General features: G+C 72.4%; 16 protein-coding genes and 1 pseudogene. 2 read left to right on the plus strand and 15 right to left on the minus strand.

Features of this window, described 5'->3' with window-relative positions:
- From VIM19_04250 to VIM19_04260, 3 genes and pseudogenes are all read right to left on the minus strand, one after another.
- Window positions 1–673 (minus strand): hypothetical protein (locus VIM19_04250; GenBank protein HEY5184121.1); only part of this gene is annotated, 673 nt, incomplete at its 3' end.
- The gene (locus VIM19_04255) at window positions 670–1,980 is read right to left on the minus strand and encodes a nucleotide disphospho-sugar-binding domain-containing protein (GenBank protein HEY5184122.1); all 1,311 of its coding nucleotides are present in this window, start codon (window positions 1,978–1,980) and stop codon (window positions 670–672) included. The genes VIM19_04250 and VIM19_04255, both read right to left, overlap by 4 nt.
- A gap of 48 nt (window positions 1,981–2,028) precedes the next feature.
- Window positions 2,029–3,311, minus strand: a pseudogene (locus tag VIM19_04260) (GNAT family N-acetyltransferase).
- Window positions 3,312–3,436: 125 nt separating this feature from the next.
- On the opposite strand from VIM19_04260, the gene VIM19_04265 reads away from it, so the two are divergent.
- Window positions 3,437–4,612: an acyl-CoA dehydrogenase family protein gene (locus VIM19_04265; GenBank protein ID HEY5184123.1), complete on the plus strand. Its 1,176-nt coding sequence runs from the start codon at window positions 3,437–3,439 to the stop codon at window positions 4,610–4,612.
- A gap of 11 nt (window positions 4,613–4,623) precedes the next feature.
- Here the strand turns inward: VIM19_04265 and VIM19_04270 are convergent, their stop codons facing one another.
- The 12 genes from VIM19_04270 to rpsB all read right to left on the minus strand — a co-directional run bounded on the left by VIM19_04270 (window position 4,624) and on the right by rpsB (window position 13,607).
- The gene (locus VIM19_04270) at window positions 4,624–4,851 is read right to left on the minus strand and encodes a hypothetical protein (protein HEY5184124.1); all 228 of its coding nucleotides are present in this window, start codon (window positions 4,849–4,851) and stop codon (window positions 4,624–4,626) included.
- A gap of 92 nt (window positions 4,852–4,943) precedes the next feature.
- Window positions 4,944–5,612, minus strand: a complete 669-nt coding sequence (locus tag VIM19_04275; protein HEY5184125.1) for a GntR family transcriptional regulator — start codon at window positions 5,610–5,612, stop codon at window positions 4,944–4,946.
- Window positions 5,609–6,739 carry a CoA transferase gene (locus VIM19_04280; protein HEY5184126.1) on the minus strand — a complete coding sequence of 377 codons (1,131 nt, stop codon included), beginning with the start codon at window positions 6,737–6,739 and terminating at the stop codon, window positions 5,609–5,611. The genes VIM19_04275 and VIM19_04280 overlap by 4 nt, the downstream gene beginning before the upstream one ends.
- A 39-nt stretch (window positions 6,740–6,778) precedes the next feature.
- Window positions 6,779–7,315, minus strand: a complete 537-nt coding sequence (locus tag VIM19_04285; protein HEY5184127.1) for a potassium channel family protein — start codon at window positions 7,313–7,315, stop codon at window positions 6,779–6,781.
- Window positions 7,316–7,367: 52 nt separating this feature from the next.
- The gene (gene rlmN / locus VIM19_04290) at window positions 7,368–8,471 is read right to left on the minus strand and encodes a 23S rRNA (adenine(2503)-C(2))-methyltransferase RlmN (protein HEY5184128.1); all 1,104 of its coding nucleotides are present in this window, start codon (window positions 8,469–8,471) and stop codon (window positions 7,368–7,370) included.
- 143 nt (window positions 8,472–8,614) lie between these two features.
- On the minus strand, window positions 8,615–8,911 hold the full coding sequence (locus tag VIM19_04295) for a co-chaperone GroES (GenBank protein ID HEY5184129.1): 297 nt from the start codon (window positions 8,909–8,911) through the stop codon (window positions 8,615–8,617).
- 45 nt (window positions 8,912–8,956) lie between these two features.
- On the minus strand, window positions 8,957–9,229 hold the full coding sequence (locus VIM19_04300) for a glutaredoxin domain-containing protein (GenBank protein HEY5184130.1): 273 nt from the start codon (window positions 9,227–9,229) through the stop codon (window positions 8,957–8,959).
- A 53-nt stretch (window positions 9,230–9,282) separates the two neighbouring features.
- Entirely contained in the window at window positions 9,283–10,203 is a 921-nt protein-coding gene (locus tag VIM19_04305) for a phosphatidate cytidylyltransferase (GenBank protein ID HEY5184131.1), read from the minus strand.
- A 45-nt stretch (window positions 10,204–10,248) separates the two neighbouring features.
- The gene (frr, locus tag VIM19_04310) at window positions 10,249–10,806 is read right to left on the minus strand and encodes a ribosome recycling factor (protein ID HEY5184132.1); all 558 of its coding nucleotides are present in this window, start codon (window positions 10,804–10,806) and stop codon (window positions 10,249–10,251) included.
- Between the two features lie 13 nt (window positions 10,807–10,819).
- Window positions 10,820–11,566 (minus strand): UMP kinase, encoded by a 747-nt coding sequence (pyrH, locus tag VIM19_04315; GenBank protein HEY5184133.1) that lies wholly within the window; start codon window positions 11,564–11,566, stop codon window positions 10,820–10,822.
- Window positions 11,567–11,752: 186 nt separating this feature from the next.
- Window positions 11,753–12,580, minus strand: a complete 828-nt coding sequence (gene tsf, locus VIM19_04320; GenBank protein HEY5184134.1) for a translation elongation factor Ts — start codon at window positions 12,578–12,580, stop codon at window positions 11,753–11,755.
- Window positions 12,581–12,701: 121 nt separating this feature from the next.
- The gene (gene rpsB / locus VIM19_04325; protein HEY5184135.1) at window positions 12,702–13,607 is read right to left on the minus strand and encodes a 30S ribosomal protein S2; all 906 of its coding nucleotides are present in this window, start codon (window positions 13,605–13,607) and stop codon (window positions 12,702–12,704) included.
- A 538-nt stretch (window positions 13,608–14,145) separates the two neighbouring features.
- On the opposite strand from rpsB, the gene VIM19_04330 reads away from it, so the two are divergent.
- Window positions 14,146–14,654 (plus strand): peptidase (locus VIM19_04330; GenBank protein ID HEY5184136.1); only part of this gene is annotated, 509 nt, incomplete at its 3' end.

A 14,654-nucleotide genomic window follows, 5' to 3' on the forward strand; every position in this document is an offset into this window, starting at 1 on the left:
GGGTCCGGCCGCCGGCCAGGTGGTCGAGCAGGTCGTCGACGTACCAGTCCCAGCCGTCCCGCGCCCCCGGGAGGAAGGCGGTCAGGACGGCGACCAGCGCACCGGTGCCCGGGTCCTCCGGGGAGCGCCAGTCGACCCAGCCCACGGGCGCCGGCATCCCGGCGAACCCGACCTCGGCGAGATGGCGGAGCAGCCGCACCGCCGGGGGCCGCTCCGCCCCCAGGGACAGGTGCACTGACCACTTGACCACGACCGTGTCCCCGACCACGACCGAGTCGTGGGTCTGGTCGACGGCGAGGGCGCGTTCGCTGCGTCCAGGCGGGTCGCCCTCCTGCGCGGCCAGCCGGTGCAGCGAGAACCCGCTGCCCTCCACCGCGCTCACCGCGCTCACCGCGCCCCCCGCCGCGTCGACCGCCTCGAGCAGCGCCGCGGACACGCCGTCCCCGGCGACCGCCCGCCGCACGCCGGCGCCGTCGCGCAGGAGCGGGACGCCGAGCCAGGCACCGGCGTCGTCGGCGACCAGCGCGGACCACCGGGCGCCGCCCAGCGGCAGGGCATCGACCAGGCGCAGCGGCGCCCGCAGCCGGTCCGCCGCACCGGCCCGGCGCTCCGGCAGCACCGCTGCGGGGGCCAGCCCGGCCACCGCGTCGACGAGGTCGTGCGGTCGGCTCACCCGCGGGCCGCGCGGGCGACCTGCTCGATGAGGTCGGCGGCCGCGGTGCGCCCGTCGGCGGCCCGGATCCGCTGCGCCTCCTCGGCCATCCGCTGCCGCAGCGCCGTGTCGCCCAGCAGCCGGTCGATCGCCCCGGTGAGCTCGGCGTCGGTGAAGTCGTAAGTGGCCAGCCGCACGCCGAAGCCGGTCTCGTGCACCCGCTGAGCGTTGTCGTACTGGTCCCAGAACAGCGGGAGCACGACCATCGGCTTGCCGAAGTGGAACGCCTCGGTGGTCGTGTTGTTGCCGCCGTGGGTGATCACCAGGTCGACCAGCGGCAGGATCGTCGTCTGCGGCAGGAACTCCGCGCCCCACATGTTCTCGGCCAGCTCGTACTCGAAGTGCTGCGGGCCCATGGACACGACGTACCGGTGCGGCGTGGCCGCGAGCACCGACACCAGCCGGCGCATCAGGTCGACGTCCGCCGAGCCGAGCGAGCCGAGGGACAGGTAGACCAGGGCGCTGCCCTCGGGGGGGTCCAGGAAGTCCGCCGGCAGCTCCACCGGCTGCTCGGTCGCCCGCACCGAGGACTCCAGCCGGTGCCAGGTCGGGTCCAGCGGTCGCCGCTCGGTGTAGTCGACGACCTGCGGGAACACGTACAGGTTCGCGTGCTCGGAAGTGTGGACGAACTCCAGCTCCGGCAGCGGCGGCGCCCCGTTGGCCTGCACGAAGTCGTTGAACTCGGCCCACATCGGCCGGTGGGTGCGGTCGTACTCGGCCCGGAACGACGCCCATTCGCTGGCGTCGTCCGACGGCAGCCCGGAGTAGGCCGGCGGAACGTCCCGCCCGCCCACCTCCAGCGGGTTGCAGGACACGATCCGCACGAACGGCGCCCCGCAGGTCATCAGCGCGGGGAAGGCCACCACGTTGTCCTCGACGACGACGTCCGGCTGCTGCCGCCGCAGGATCTCGCGCAGCTGCGGCTCGCAGTACCGGGCGCCGTCGATGAGCGCCTGCCAGGTGGGCACCATGAACGACTCGAGCTGCTCGACCGTGGGACGGCGGAACTCCGGTGCGGTGTCCCGGATGAAGTCCTTCCAGAACTGTCCGGCGTCCTGTCCCCCGGCTCCCGGTTCGAGGGGCGGTGCGAGGTCGACGAGGTCCTCGACGAAGCCCAGCGGCTCGAGCCGACCGGCCCAGGACGCCTCGGCCGCGAACACCACCCGGTGGCCCCGCCTCCGCAGGACGTCGGCGATGCCGACGCAGTTGTTCGTGGGCCCGTAGGCCGACTCTGGCAGGAACAGCACGGTGAGGGGTCGCTCGGACACGGGCGTCAGCGTAGGGGACGGCGCGCCGGCCCGGCGGGCAGGGGCGGGTCAGAGCCGGGCGAACCGCTCGATGTCCTCCTGGAACTCGCGGACCATCTCGGCGGTCACGGTCGGGCGCACCTGACGGGCGGAGTCCAGGTAGTCCTGGGTGGAGGCACCCGGCTGCTCGACGGTCTCGCCGGCCACCAGCTCGCGCTCGAACGCGGCCTGCGCCGCGACTCGGGCCGCGTACTCGATGTCCGCCGGGGTGAGCGTCTCGCTGGCCGCCACCAGTACGTCCAGGTCGAGGTCGTCACGGCCGGCGGCGGAGGTGTAGCGGCTCCAGATGGCCCGGCGCGCGGCCGCGTCCGGCGGGCCGACGGGGACCAGGTAGTCGAAGCGGCCGGGCGCAGGAACGCCGAGTCCAGCGAACGCACCGAGTTCGTGGCGCAGACCAGCAGCCGGGTGTCCCGCTCCCGGAAGGTCGGGATCAGCTTGAGCAGCTCGTTGGTCACGCCGTGCGCCGGCGAGGTGGGCAGCCCGTCGCGCAGCGCGGCGATCTCCTCCACCTCGTCGATGAAGACCAGCACTCGCTCGAGGTCGGCGACCCGGGTGAAGACCTCGCGCAGCGCGGCGGCTAGGCCGGCGGCGTCGGCGGCCAGCCGGGACGGGAAGATCTCCACGAACGGCCAGCCCAGGCGGGACGCGATGCCGCGGGCGAACGTCGTCTTGCCGGTGCCCGGCGGCCCGAACAGCACCGCGGCCCGCGGTGGGACGACGCCGTGGGCGGCGGCCCGCTCCGGCTCGGCCAGCGGCAGGATGATCCGCCGTTCGATGAGCTCCTTCTCCCGCTCCATGCCGGCCATCCGGTCCCACAGCCCGGCCGGCAGCACCCGGCCGCCGAGCGCGTCCAGGGTGGTGGCCTCCCCGGGGGCGAGCGCCTCGATCTTCTCGAAGTAGGCGACGGCCGGACGGCGGCCGTAGCCGGCCTTGTCCAGGCCCTCGGCCAGCTGCTCCTCCTCGGGCAGCACGTAGGAGATGCGGCGCACGTGCAGCTCGACAAGCAGCCGCTCGAGCTCCAGCAGCAGCCGGCTGACCAGCCCCTGGCCGCGGCAGTCCGGCGCTGCGGCGATCCGCATCACCCAGCCGCGCTCGCCGCTGATGGTGGCCAGCGCCGTCCCCACGATCCGGCCGGCGCTCACCGCGACGACGGCCGGCTCGTTGGCGCGCAGCGCCGCGATGCACTCGCCGACCGAGAACACCGAGCTCTGCCCCAGGTCGCCCGTGGCGTCCCACAGGTGGACGACCGCCTCGAGGTCGTCGTCGTGGTACTCGCGAACCAGCCACCCCATGGTCACCATCAGGTCAGCCTAGGGCGCGGTCTCCGGTGCCCCGGCGGCGTCCCCGCCCTGCTTGCCCTCCGCGGTCGTCATCCCTACGATTGGATCCAATATCCAGACCGCCCTTGGAGTGCTCGATGGCCGACAGCCCGGTTGCCCCCCTCGACCTGATCGCCGCCGACTCGCTGCTGTCGGAGGAGGAGCGCGAGATCCGCGGCACGGTCCGCCGCTACCTCGACTCCGAGGTGCGTCCGCACATCGCGGAGTGGTTCGAGTCCGGCGAGCTGCCGGCCCGCGAGCTGGCCCATGGCTTCGGTCAGCTGGGCCTGCTCGGCATGCACCTGGAGGGCTACGGCTGCCCGGGGACCAGTGCGATCGCCTACGGGCTGGCCGCCCTGGAGCTGGAGGCGGTGGACTCCGGCGTCCGGTCACTGGTGTCGGTGCAGGGATCGCTGGCCATGTTCGCGATCCACCACTACGGCAGCGAGGAGCAGAAGCTGGAGTGGCTGCCGCGGATGGCGGCCGGCGAGGCGGTCGGCTGCTTTGGGCTGACCGAGCCGGACTTCGGCTCCAACCCCGCGGGGATGCGCACCACCGCCAAGCGGGACGGCGCGGACTGGGTGCTCAACGGGACCAAGATGTGGATCACCAACGGCTCGATCTCGGACGTCGCCGTCGTGTGGGCACGCACCGACGAGGGAATCCGCGGCTTCGTCGTCCCGACCGGCACCCCCGGGTTCGCCGCGAACACGGTCAAGCACAAGCTCTCGCTGCGGGCGTCGGTGACCAGCGAGCTGGTGCTCAACGGCGTGCGGCTGCCGGAGTCGGCGATGCTGCCCGGGGCACGGGGCCTGGCCGGGCCGCTCGGGTGCCTCAGCGAGGCACGGTTCGGCATCGTGTTCGGCGTCATGGGGGCGGCGCGGGACAGCCTGCAGGCGGCCATCGACTACGCCTTGGCCCGCGAGCAGTTCGACCGGCCGATCGCCGGCTTCCAGCTGACCCAGCAGAAGCTGGCCGACATGGCGCTGGAGCTGCAGAAGGGCTACCTGCTGGCGCTGCACCTGGGCCGGCTCAAGGACGCCGGGCAGATCACCCCGCAGATGGTGAGCGTCGGCAAGCTGAACAACGTGCGGGAGGCGCTGCGCATCGCCAGGGAGGCGCGCACGATCTTGGGTGGCAGCGGGATCACCACCGAGTACTCGCCGCTGCGGCACGCCAACAACCTCGAGTCGGTGCTGACCTACGAGGGCACCAGCGAGATCCACACCCTGGTGGTGGGCCAGGCACTCACCGGCCTGCCCGCCTACCGCTGACCCCCGCCCGCCTACCCGCGGGCGGCGACGCAGACGTCGCGGTGCTCACAGCCCGGGCACGCCACGACGCCGACCTGCGCGTTGTGGCCGTTCTCCTCGTGCCAGCACACGCCGCACGTCTTGCACAGCAGGTTGTCCTGGACGCCGGGGTCCACCCATGTGGTGTGGCTGCTCCCGCAGTCAGGGCAGCGCGTCGCCGCGCCGACCGGGCCGAGCGGGTCCATGAGGTACTGAGTCACGCGATCGCCTCCTGAGTGGGTCTGCTCCTGCCGGAAGGGACCAGCCAGCCGGCGGGTGGACCAGAGTCGAAGGTCCCGAGGGACACGCGCGGTCAGGTGGGCAGGATCGAGCGCAGGTGGTCCACGGCGTGCTCGCGGTGGGCGTCGAGCAGCCGGACCACCTCCTCCACGTCCCGGCGCCGCACTGCGTCGAGCACCGCCCGGTGCTCGGCGTTCACGGCGTCCCGGTTCGCGCCGTCGCCGTAGTAGACCGAGCGGTAGGTGTCGGTCGCGTCCCACAGCACCCGGACCAGTCGGGCCAGCCGCGGCATCCGGGCCGCCTCGACCAGGCCGAAGTGCAGCCGCCGGTTCGCAGCCGTCATGGCGGTCAGGTCCCCGCGCGCCGCGGCCGCCTCGCAGTCGGCCACCGCCTCCGCGGCCCGCTCGACGTCCTCCTCGCTCAGCCGGGGCACGCCGACCCGCACCGCCTCCGACTCCAGCAGGGCGCGGATCCGGTACACCTCGATCAAGTCGGTGACCGACAGCTCGGTCACGAAGTAGCCGCGGTGCGGCTCGTAGGTGACCTGCCCCTCTCCCTCGAGGATCTTCAGCGCCTCCCGCAGCGGCACCCGGGAGACTCCATACGCCTCGGCCAGCGCCTCTTGTCGGATCTGCTGGCCAGGTGCCAGCTCCCCCGTCACGATGGCCCGGCGCAGCGCCTCGAGCACGGCCTCCTGGGCGGTGGGCGGACGCTGGAAGTCCTCAGCCGAGTGGACGCTCATCGAAACTCCCTCAGCACCTCGTCGGTGTGGGCACCCAGTGCCGGGGGCGGCAGCAGGTAGCGCACCGGGGTTGCCGACAGCCCGATCGGGTCGGCCACGGTCGGGACGCCGTCCACGGTGACGACCGGTGCCAGCCCGAGCCGCTCGGCCAGCGCCATCGCGTCGCCCACGTCGTTGATCGGGCCGCACGGCACCCCGGCGTCGGCGAGCAGGGCCGCCCACTCCTCGGCCGGCCGGGCGGCCAAGGCGGTGGTCAACTCCGCGGCCAGCGCGTCCCGGTGCGCGACCCGGCTCGGGTTCGTCGCGAACCGCGGGTCGGTGGCCAGCTCCGACCGGCCCAGGACGCCGGCCAGCGCGGCGAACTGCTTGTCATTGCCCACGGCCAGCGCCAGCGGCCGGTCCGCGGTGTCGAGCACCTCGTACGGCGCGATCGACGGGTGCCGGTTGCCCATGATCCCGGGTACCACCCCCGCCGCCACGTACCCGGACGCCTGGTTGACCAGCGCGGACAGCAGCGAGGACAACAGGTTGACCTCCACCCGCTGCCCCTCGCCGGTGCGCTGCCGGTGCCGCAGCGCGGCCAGGATTCCGATCGTCGCGTGCAGGCCGGTCACAACGTCGACCAGCGCCACCCCGACCTTCGTGGGCTCCCCCGGGCCGGGCCCGGTGACGCTCATCAGCCCGCCGACGGCTTGCACCAGCAGGTCGTACCCTGGCAGCTCCGCCCCGCCCCCGCGACCGAAACCGGTGACCGACGCGTAGACCACGGACGGGTTGAGCGCCGTCACGTCGTCGTACCCCAGTCCCAGCCGCTCCATCGTCCCCGGCGGGAAGTTCTCGATGACGACGTCCGCCCGCGCGGCCAGCCGTCGCGCAGCAGCGCGTCCGTCGGCCGTCTTCAGGTCGAGCGCCACCGACCGCTTGTTGCGGTTGACGCCGAGGAAGTACGTGGCCTCCCCGGACTCCGTCCAGGGCGGCCCCCAGGCCCTGGTGTCGTCGCCGACGCCCGGCCGCTCGACCTTGACCACCTCGGCGCCGAGGTCGGCCAGCAGCATCGTGGCGTAGGGGCCGGCCAACACCCGGCTGAAGTCCGCCACCACGACACCGGCCAGGGACGCATCCGTCATGTCGGATACTGTATCCAATCCGCCCCACCACCAAGGTGGCTACCGCCGCTCCAACTCCCGACGCGACACCGCTCGCTTGGTGACCTCCATGAGCACGCGGATCGCCACCCCGATGAAGACCAGGTCCCCCACCATCTGCGCGGTGACGAGGCCCCTGGCCAGCTGGCTCAACGGGGCGATGTCCCCGAAGCCCACCGTGGCGAAGACCGTCACCGTGAAGTACAGCGAGTCCAGCTTGGTCAGCTCAGTGCCGAAGGAGGCAGGCTGCCCGGACTGGAGCGTGTAGTAGGTGCTCGCGAACAGGGTCACGAACAGCAGCCAGGTCAGGGTGAGCGCCTCGGCCGCCTGCACGACGGGGCGCTCGGACCGCATGATGCGGCGCCCCTGGAACACCACCACCACACCGATGGCGCACAGCCCCACGCCCACCGTGACCCAGCCGGCGGCCCCCGTGTCGCGACCCAGGGGGGCCACGAAGTAGAGGCCGAGCACGAGGACCACGGTCAGCACGATCCGCGCGGCGGACTGGATCGCCAACCGAGTCGCTGCGCGCCGTTTCCCCGCTCCCTCGCTCACGCGCATTCACGCTGCCAGAACGAGGGACCCAGAGCGCGCAGGCGCGCGGAACCTACCGCTCGACGGCTGCCAGCTGCCCGCAGGCCCCGTCGATCTCGCGGCCGCGGGTGTCCCGCACGGTCACCTGGATGCCATGCGCCTCCAGCCGCCGGACGAACTCCTTCTCGTCCTCCGGCCGGGACGCCGTCCATTCCGACCCCGGCGTGGGGTTGAGCGGGATCAGGTTGACGTGCACCAGCTTCCTGCGCAGCCGGCGGCCCAACAGGTCGGCCCGCCAAGCCTGGTCGTTGACATCCTTGATCAGCGCGTACTCGATGGAGATCCTCCGGCGCGTCACCTCGGCGTAGTGCCAGGCGGCGTCCAGCACCTCGTCGACCTTCCAGCGGGTGTTCACCGGGACCAAGGTGTTCCGCAGCTCGTCGTCCGGCGCGTGCAGCGACACAGCGAGCGTCACCGGTAGCCCCTCGTCGGCCAGCTGCCGCATCCGCGGCACCAGACCCACGGTGGACACGGTGATGCCGCGGGCGGACATGCCCAGCCCGTCGGGGGCCGGGTCGGTGAGCCGGCGGACCGCACCGATGACCGCGTTGTAGTTGGCCAGCGGCTCGCCCATGCCCATGAACACGACGTTGCTCACTCGGCCGGGCCCGCCGGGCACCTCGCCCCGTGCCAGCACTCGGGCGCCGTCGACGACCTGCTCGACGATCTCGGCGGTGGACAGGTTGCGGGTCAGCCCGGCCTGACCGGTGGCGCAGAACGGGCAGTTCATGCCGCAGCCGGCCTGCGACGAGACGCACATGGTTACCCGGTTGGGGTAGCGCATCAGCACGCTCTCGACGAGAGCGCCGTCGAACAGCCGCCACAGCGACTTCACCGTCGTCCCGGCGTCGCAGGAGATCGCGCGCACCGGCGTGAGCAGGCTGGGGGCGAGCGCCGTGGCGAGCCGTTCCCTGGACGCCGCGGGGACGTCGGTCCACGCGCCGGCGTCCTGGCTGAGCCGGGCGAAGTAGTGCCGGGAGATCTGGTCGGCCCGGAACGGCTTCTCCCCCAGCTCGGTGACGGCGGCCCGGCGCTCAGCGGGCGTGAGGTCGGCGAGGTGCCGCGGCGGCTTGGCCCGGCGCGGCGCGGCGAAGGTGAGGACTCCAGGGGAAGGCATGGTCACCCATCAGTGTGGCACGCGAGAAATGGCGCGGCGGACGTGGAAAGACCCCGCCGGCCGCCCCGGCTCGGAGGAGACCGGGCGGCCGACGGGGTCGACGGGTTCGCAGGACCGCGACGCCCGGAACCCGCGGGGGTGGCTCAGGCGGCGCTGGCAGCGGCGCCGGTCGTGCGCCGCACGGCCAGCAGGTCAGCGGCCTCCAGGATCAGGTAGTCCTGGTTCTCCAGGCGCCCCTCGGTGCCGGTGTAGCGGGCGAAGAACACCCGGTCGCCCACCGCAACCTTGATCTCCTCGTCGTCGCCCACGGCGACGACCTCGCTGCGCTGCGGCTTGTCCTTGGCGGTGTCCGGCAGGGCGAGCCCGCTCGGGGTGTAGCTCTCCTCCTCGATCAGCTTGACGAGCACGCGAGCGCCGAGGGGCTGGACCGTCTCCGACATGGGTGTGCTGTTCCTCTCGATGTGTCTTGGGCTGGGTGGAACGGGTCAGTGGCTTGCCTTGAGGCCGAGCAGTCGGTCGATCTTGGGCCGGTCAAAGCCCACGATCGGCCGCCCGTCGATCTCGATCACGGGGACGCCGGTCTGCCCGGTGCGCCGGACCAGGTCCCGCGCGGCGGCGGCGTCCCGGCTCACGTCGATCTCCCGGAACCGGACGTTCTGCTGACGCAGGTAGGTCTTCGCCCGCTGGCACCAGGAACAGGTCGGCGTGGTGAAGACCAGGACCTTGTGCTGACGGTCGGTGGGGCTGGACGGGGCCATGGTGTGGTCAACTCCTTTCCGGGGTCTCCACTATGCCCCTAGGGGTATGCCGCTCAACCACCGACGAAGACGGTGAGCAGCAGGAAGGCCACCGGCGCGCTGGGGATCAGCGAGTCCAGCCGGTCAAGCATCCCGCCGTGCCCCGGGAGCAGGTTGCCCATGTCCTTGATGCCGAGGTCCCGCTTGACCATCGACTCAGCCAGGTCCCCGAGGGTGGCGGTGAGCACGATGGCCAAGCCGAGGACCGCGCCCTGCCACCACTGCATCCCGAGCAGCCAGCGGCCGGACAGCGACGCGGCGAGCACGCAGGCGACCAAGGACCCGGCGAAGCCCTCCCAGGACTTCTTCGGGCTGATCCGCGGGGCCATCGGGTGCCGGCCGAACAGCACGCCCACCGCGTAGCCGCCGATGTCGCTGCAGATCGTGGTGAGGATGAACACGATGATCCGGTCCGATCCCTGCGACTGCGCCAGCATGAGCATGACGAATCCGGCCATGAGCGGCAGGTAGCCGGCGATCCAGACCGAGGATGAGACGTCGACGACCGACCCCTCGACCGGGCCGGTGAGCCGCCACAGCACGAGCACCAGCACGGTGAGTCCGAAGGCCACCCCGAGGGCGGCCGCGCCGCCGACGTAGGCGGCCACGATGATCGCGACCGTGCCGACCAGCAGCGGGACCAGCGGCGGCTCGGCCCCTGCACTGGCGATCGCGTGCCGCAGCTCCCAGACCGACATCAGCACCGCAGCCACCGCGACCACCACGAACAGCCACCGGACGGTGTAGAGGGTCCCGACCACCGAGCCGGCCAGCACCAGCCCGACCGCAATCGCGGCCGGCAGGTTGCGACCGGCCTTCGGGGGCTTCGCGGGCTCCGACGACTCCGGTCGGGACGCGGCGTGCCCGCCGTGACTGCCGTGGTCATGGCCAGCCGGCTGCCTGGCCCCGGACGACGTGGTCACGTCGTCGAGCACGGCAGGTGAGGGGTCATTCGGCGTCCTCGCAGTCGGGTGGGCGCGTCACACCTCGAGCAGCTCGGCCTCCTTGATCTTGAGCAGCTCGTCGATCTGGGCCACGTAGGCGTGCGTGAGGTCCTCCAGCGACTTCTCCGCCCGGCGGACATCGTCCTCGCCGCTCTCGCCGTCCTTGACCAGCTTGTCGAGGGAGTCCATGGCGTGCCGGCGGATGTTGCGGACGGAGATCTTGGCCTCCTCCGACTTGTGCTTGGCGACCTTGATGTACTCGCGGCGCCGCTCCTCGGTCAGCTGCGGGATGACCACCCGGATGACGACGCCGTCGTTGGAGGGGTTGACGCCCAGGTCGCTGTCCCGGATCGCCTTCTCCACCGCGTTCAGCGCGCCCTTGTCGTAGGGCGTGATGACGACCATGTGGGCGTCCGCCACGTGGAACGAGACCAGCTGGTTCAGCGGGGTGGGCGCGCCGTAGTAGTCGGCGTGCACCTTGTTGAACATCGACGGGTGAGCCCGGCCGGTGCGGATGGTGGCGAGGTCCTCCCTGGCCACCGAGACGGCCTTCTCCATCTTCTCCTCGGCCTCGAGGATGGTGTCGTCGATCACGGTCGATGTCTCCCTAGGCGGTCTGGTCGCTCGAGACGAGCGTTCCGATCCTCTCACCGCGGACGGCGCGCGCGATGTTGCCCTCGACGAGCAGGTTGAAGACCACGATGGGCAGGTTGTTGTCCTGGCAGAGGCTGATCGCCGTCGCGTCGGCCACCTTCAGGCCGCGGTTCAGCACCTCCGCGTGGGTCAGCCGCTCGAACCGCGTGGCGTTCGGGTTCTTCCGCGGGTCGCTGTCGTAGACACCGTCCACTCCCTTGGCCATGAGCACCACCTCGGCGCCGATCTCCAGCGCCCGCTGGGCCGCGGTGGTGTCGGTGGAGAAGAACGGGGCGCCGAGGCCGGCGCCGAAGATGACGACCCGGCCCTTCTCCAGGTGCCGGATCGCCCGCCGCGGGATGTAGGGCTCGGCCACCTGTCCCATGGCGATCGCCGTCTGCACCCGGGTCTCGACCCCCTCCTTCTCCAGGAAGTCCTGCAGCGCCAGGCAGTTCATCACGGTGCCGAGCATGCCCATGTAGTCGGCCCGGGAGCGGTCCATGCCCCGCTCGGACAGCTGGGCCCCGCGGAAGTAGTTGCCGCCACCGATGACCACGGCGACCTGGATCCCGCCGCGGACGACGTCGGCGATCTGCCGCGACACCGCGTGCACGACGTCGGGGTCGACCCCGAGGCTGCCGCCACCGGCGAAGGCCTCCCCCGACAGCTTCAGGACGACGCGGGAGAAGCCACCCTCCGGCAGGCCGGACCAGGTCTGCAGGGTGCCCTCGAGCGAGGGCTGCACCACCAGCGGCCGCCCGGGGGTGACGAGGTCCACATCCGGCGGCTGCTCCACGGCGGTTCGTCCCTTCACGGGCCGGGCCTCCTCGCTGGTCGGCTGATGGCAGTCTGCCCTACTCGTCGTCGGCGTGGGGCAGGTCCGCCCGCTCCGGCCCGCCGGTCGAGGTCAGCTGGCGCCGACCTCGAACCGGGCGAACCCGCTCACCGTGACGCCGGCGTCGGCCAGCACCTGGGCGACCGTCTTCTTGCTGTCCTGCACCGAGGGTTGCTCGGTGAGGACGGCGTCCTTGAAGAAGGCGTTGACCTTGCCCTCGACGATCTTGGCGATGGCCTGCTCCGGCTTGCCCTCGGCCCGGGCCGACTCTTCGGCGATGTGCCGCTCACCGGACACGAGGTCCTCGGGGACCTCGTCCCGGGTGGTGTACCGCGGGCGCATGGCCGCGACCTGCATGGCCGCCCCGCGGGCCACCTCGGCCGCCTGGTCGCCGTCACCGGCGTACTGGAGGAGGACGCCGACCTGCGGGGGCAGCGCCGGGTCCTTCTTGTGCAGGTAGGTGGCCACCTGACCGTCGAGCACGGCCAGCCGGCGCAGCTCGAGCTTCTCACCGATGACCGAGGACTGTGCCTCGATCGCCTCCTGGACCGTGGCGCCGTCGTCGAGCACGGAGGCCAGGGCGGCCGGGACGTCGGCCGGCCGGGTCGCCTCGACGTGCGCGACGACGCGCGCCGCGAGGTCCTGGAACGCCTGGTTCTTGGCGACGAAGTCGGTCTCGCAGTTGAGCTCGATGATCGCCGGGCCGGAGACGGCGACCAGGCCGTTGGCGGCGACCCGCCCGGCCCGCTTGTCGACGTCCTTCGCTCCCTTGACCCGCAGGATCTCGACGGCCTTGTCGAAGTCGCCGTCGGTCTCCTCCAGGGCCCGCTTGCAGTCCATCATCCCGGCCGCGGTCAGGTCGCGGAGCCGTTTGACGTCGGCAGCGGTGAAGTTCGCCATGGTGCTCTCTCGTCTCGTGTCGTCGTGCCTAGGGGGATGGTGCTCGGCCGTGACCGCACCCGGCAGGGCTCGTTGCATCGCCGCGTAGGCGATCGACTGCCCTGCCGGGGCGATCGACGGGTCAGGCCTGGGTGCGGTCGCCCTCGGTGACCTCGGTGACCTCGGTGACCTCGAGGGTCGCCTCGGCGACCGACTCGGAAACCGGCTCGGCGCTAGCCTCGGCAATCGGCTCTGCTGCCGGCTCGGAGCCGACCAGCAGGTCGCGCTCCCAGTCCGCCAGCGGCTCGTCGGTGCCGAGGTCGGCCCCGGCCGGCTTGGCGTCGCCCGTCGCGGCGCCGGCCCGGGCCATCAGGCCCTCCGCCACGCCGTCCGCAACCACGCGGGTGAGCAGGCCGACGGCGCGGATCGCGTCGTCGTTGCCCGGGATCGGGTAGTCGACCTCGTCCGGGTCGCAGTTCGTGTCGAGGATCGCCACCACCGGGATGCCGAGCTTTCGGGCCTCGGCGATCGCGATGTGCTCCTTCTTGGTGTCGACGATCCACACCGCGCTCGGCACCCGCTGCATGTCGCGGATACCGCCGAGGGTCTTCTCCAGCTTGTCCTTCTCGCGCTTGAGGACGAGCAGCTCCTTCTTGGTGATGCCGGAGCCGGAGACGTCGTCGAAGTCGATGACCTCGAGCTCCTTGAGCCGCTGCAGCCGCTTGTGCACGGTGGAGAAGTTGGTGAGCATGCCGCCCAGCCAGCGCTGGTTCACGTAGGGCATGCCGACCCGGGTGGCCTGGTCGGCGATGGCCTCCTGGGCCTGCTTCTTAGTGCCGATGAACATGACCGACCCGCCGTGCGCGACCGTCTCCTTGATGAAGTCGTACGCGCGGTCGATGTAGGACAGCGACTGCTGCAGGTCGATGATGTAGATGCCGTTGCGCTCGGTGAAGATGAACCGCTTCATCTTCGGGTTCCACCGGCGGGTCTGGTGCCCGAAGTGGACGCCGCTCTCGAGCAGCTGCTTCATGGTGACGACGGCCATGGCCGTGGCACTCCTCACGCGCCCGGACGGGCGCAGGCTCGGTTCCAGCATCCGGGCGGGTGCCCGGGTGCCCCTGACGCCCTGCTCGCGGCCGGTTCCCCCGCGGGCGAGGGACCGAGCGGCCGCCCGCGGCCGTGCTGGCCCGCGGGAGGGCGTGCGAATTTGGCCGACATGGCTGCCGGTCGGGGAGCAGTCTACGCGACGCAGGGCGGGAGCGAACCGCGAAGGCCGCCGTCCCCAGCCCGGCGCCGTGCACAGCCGACGAGCGCGGCCCACCCCTCGCCTCGGCGCTGCGCCACCGTGGTCGGCACGACGCAGCACACGGACCGGGCGGTCCACCGGTGTCTCGCGGTGGGCTGGCGGGGCTGGGCGGTCGGCACGGCCCTGCTGGCCGCGGTGGCCGGCTGGGGCGGCGGGTCCGCCGCGGCCGACACCTGGGTCCCACCGGTGCCGGTCGCCGTGGTCGGCCGCTTCGACCCGCCGGACCAGCCCTGGCTGGCGGCACCGAGGTGTCGACCTGCTGGCGGTCGCGGGGGCCGTGGTCGGGGCCGCCGGTGCGGGGCAGGTGGGCTTCGCCGGGCCCCTGGCCGGGCGGGGCGTGGTCGTCGTGGTGCACGGGGCGCTGCCCACCACCTACGAGCCGGTCACCGCGACCGTCTCGGTGGGCGACCAGGTGGCAGCCGGGGAGCCGATCGGCGTCCTGGAGCCAGCGGTCGTGCACTGCGATGGGCGCGCCTGCCTGCACTGGGGCCTGTTGCGGGGGACGACGTACCTGGACCCGCTCACCCTGCTCGGGCCGACGCGGGTGCGGCTGCTGCCGTTCTCGACCGCGGGCTCAGGCGCGGCCACGCCCGGCGGCGGCGCACCCCCGGTGGCCCGCGGCGGACCAGACCTGGTGGCTCCGGGCGGCGACCCGTCCGGCGACCCGTCCGGCGGCCCGTCCGGCGGCCCGACCGCTGACGACGCGTGCCACAGTCCCGCTGCTGGCGGGCGTGGGCGTCGTGCTGGCCGGGAGTGCAGTGGGTCTGGCGCGGCGCCGGCGGGCCC

It is taken from the genome of Actinomycetes bacterium (genome assembly GCA_036510875.1).
Classification (GTDB): Bacteria; Actinomycetota; Actinomycetes; order Prado026; family Prado026; genus DATCDE01.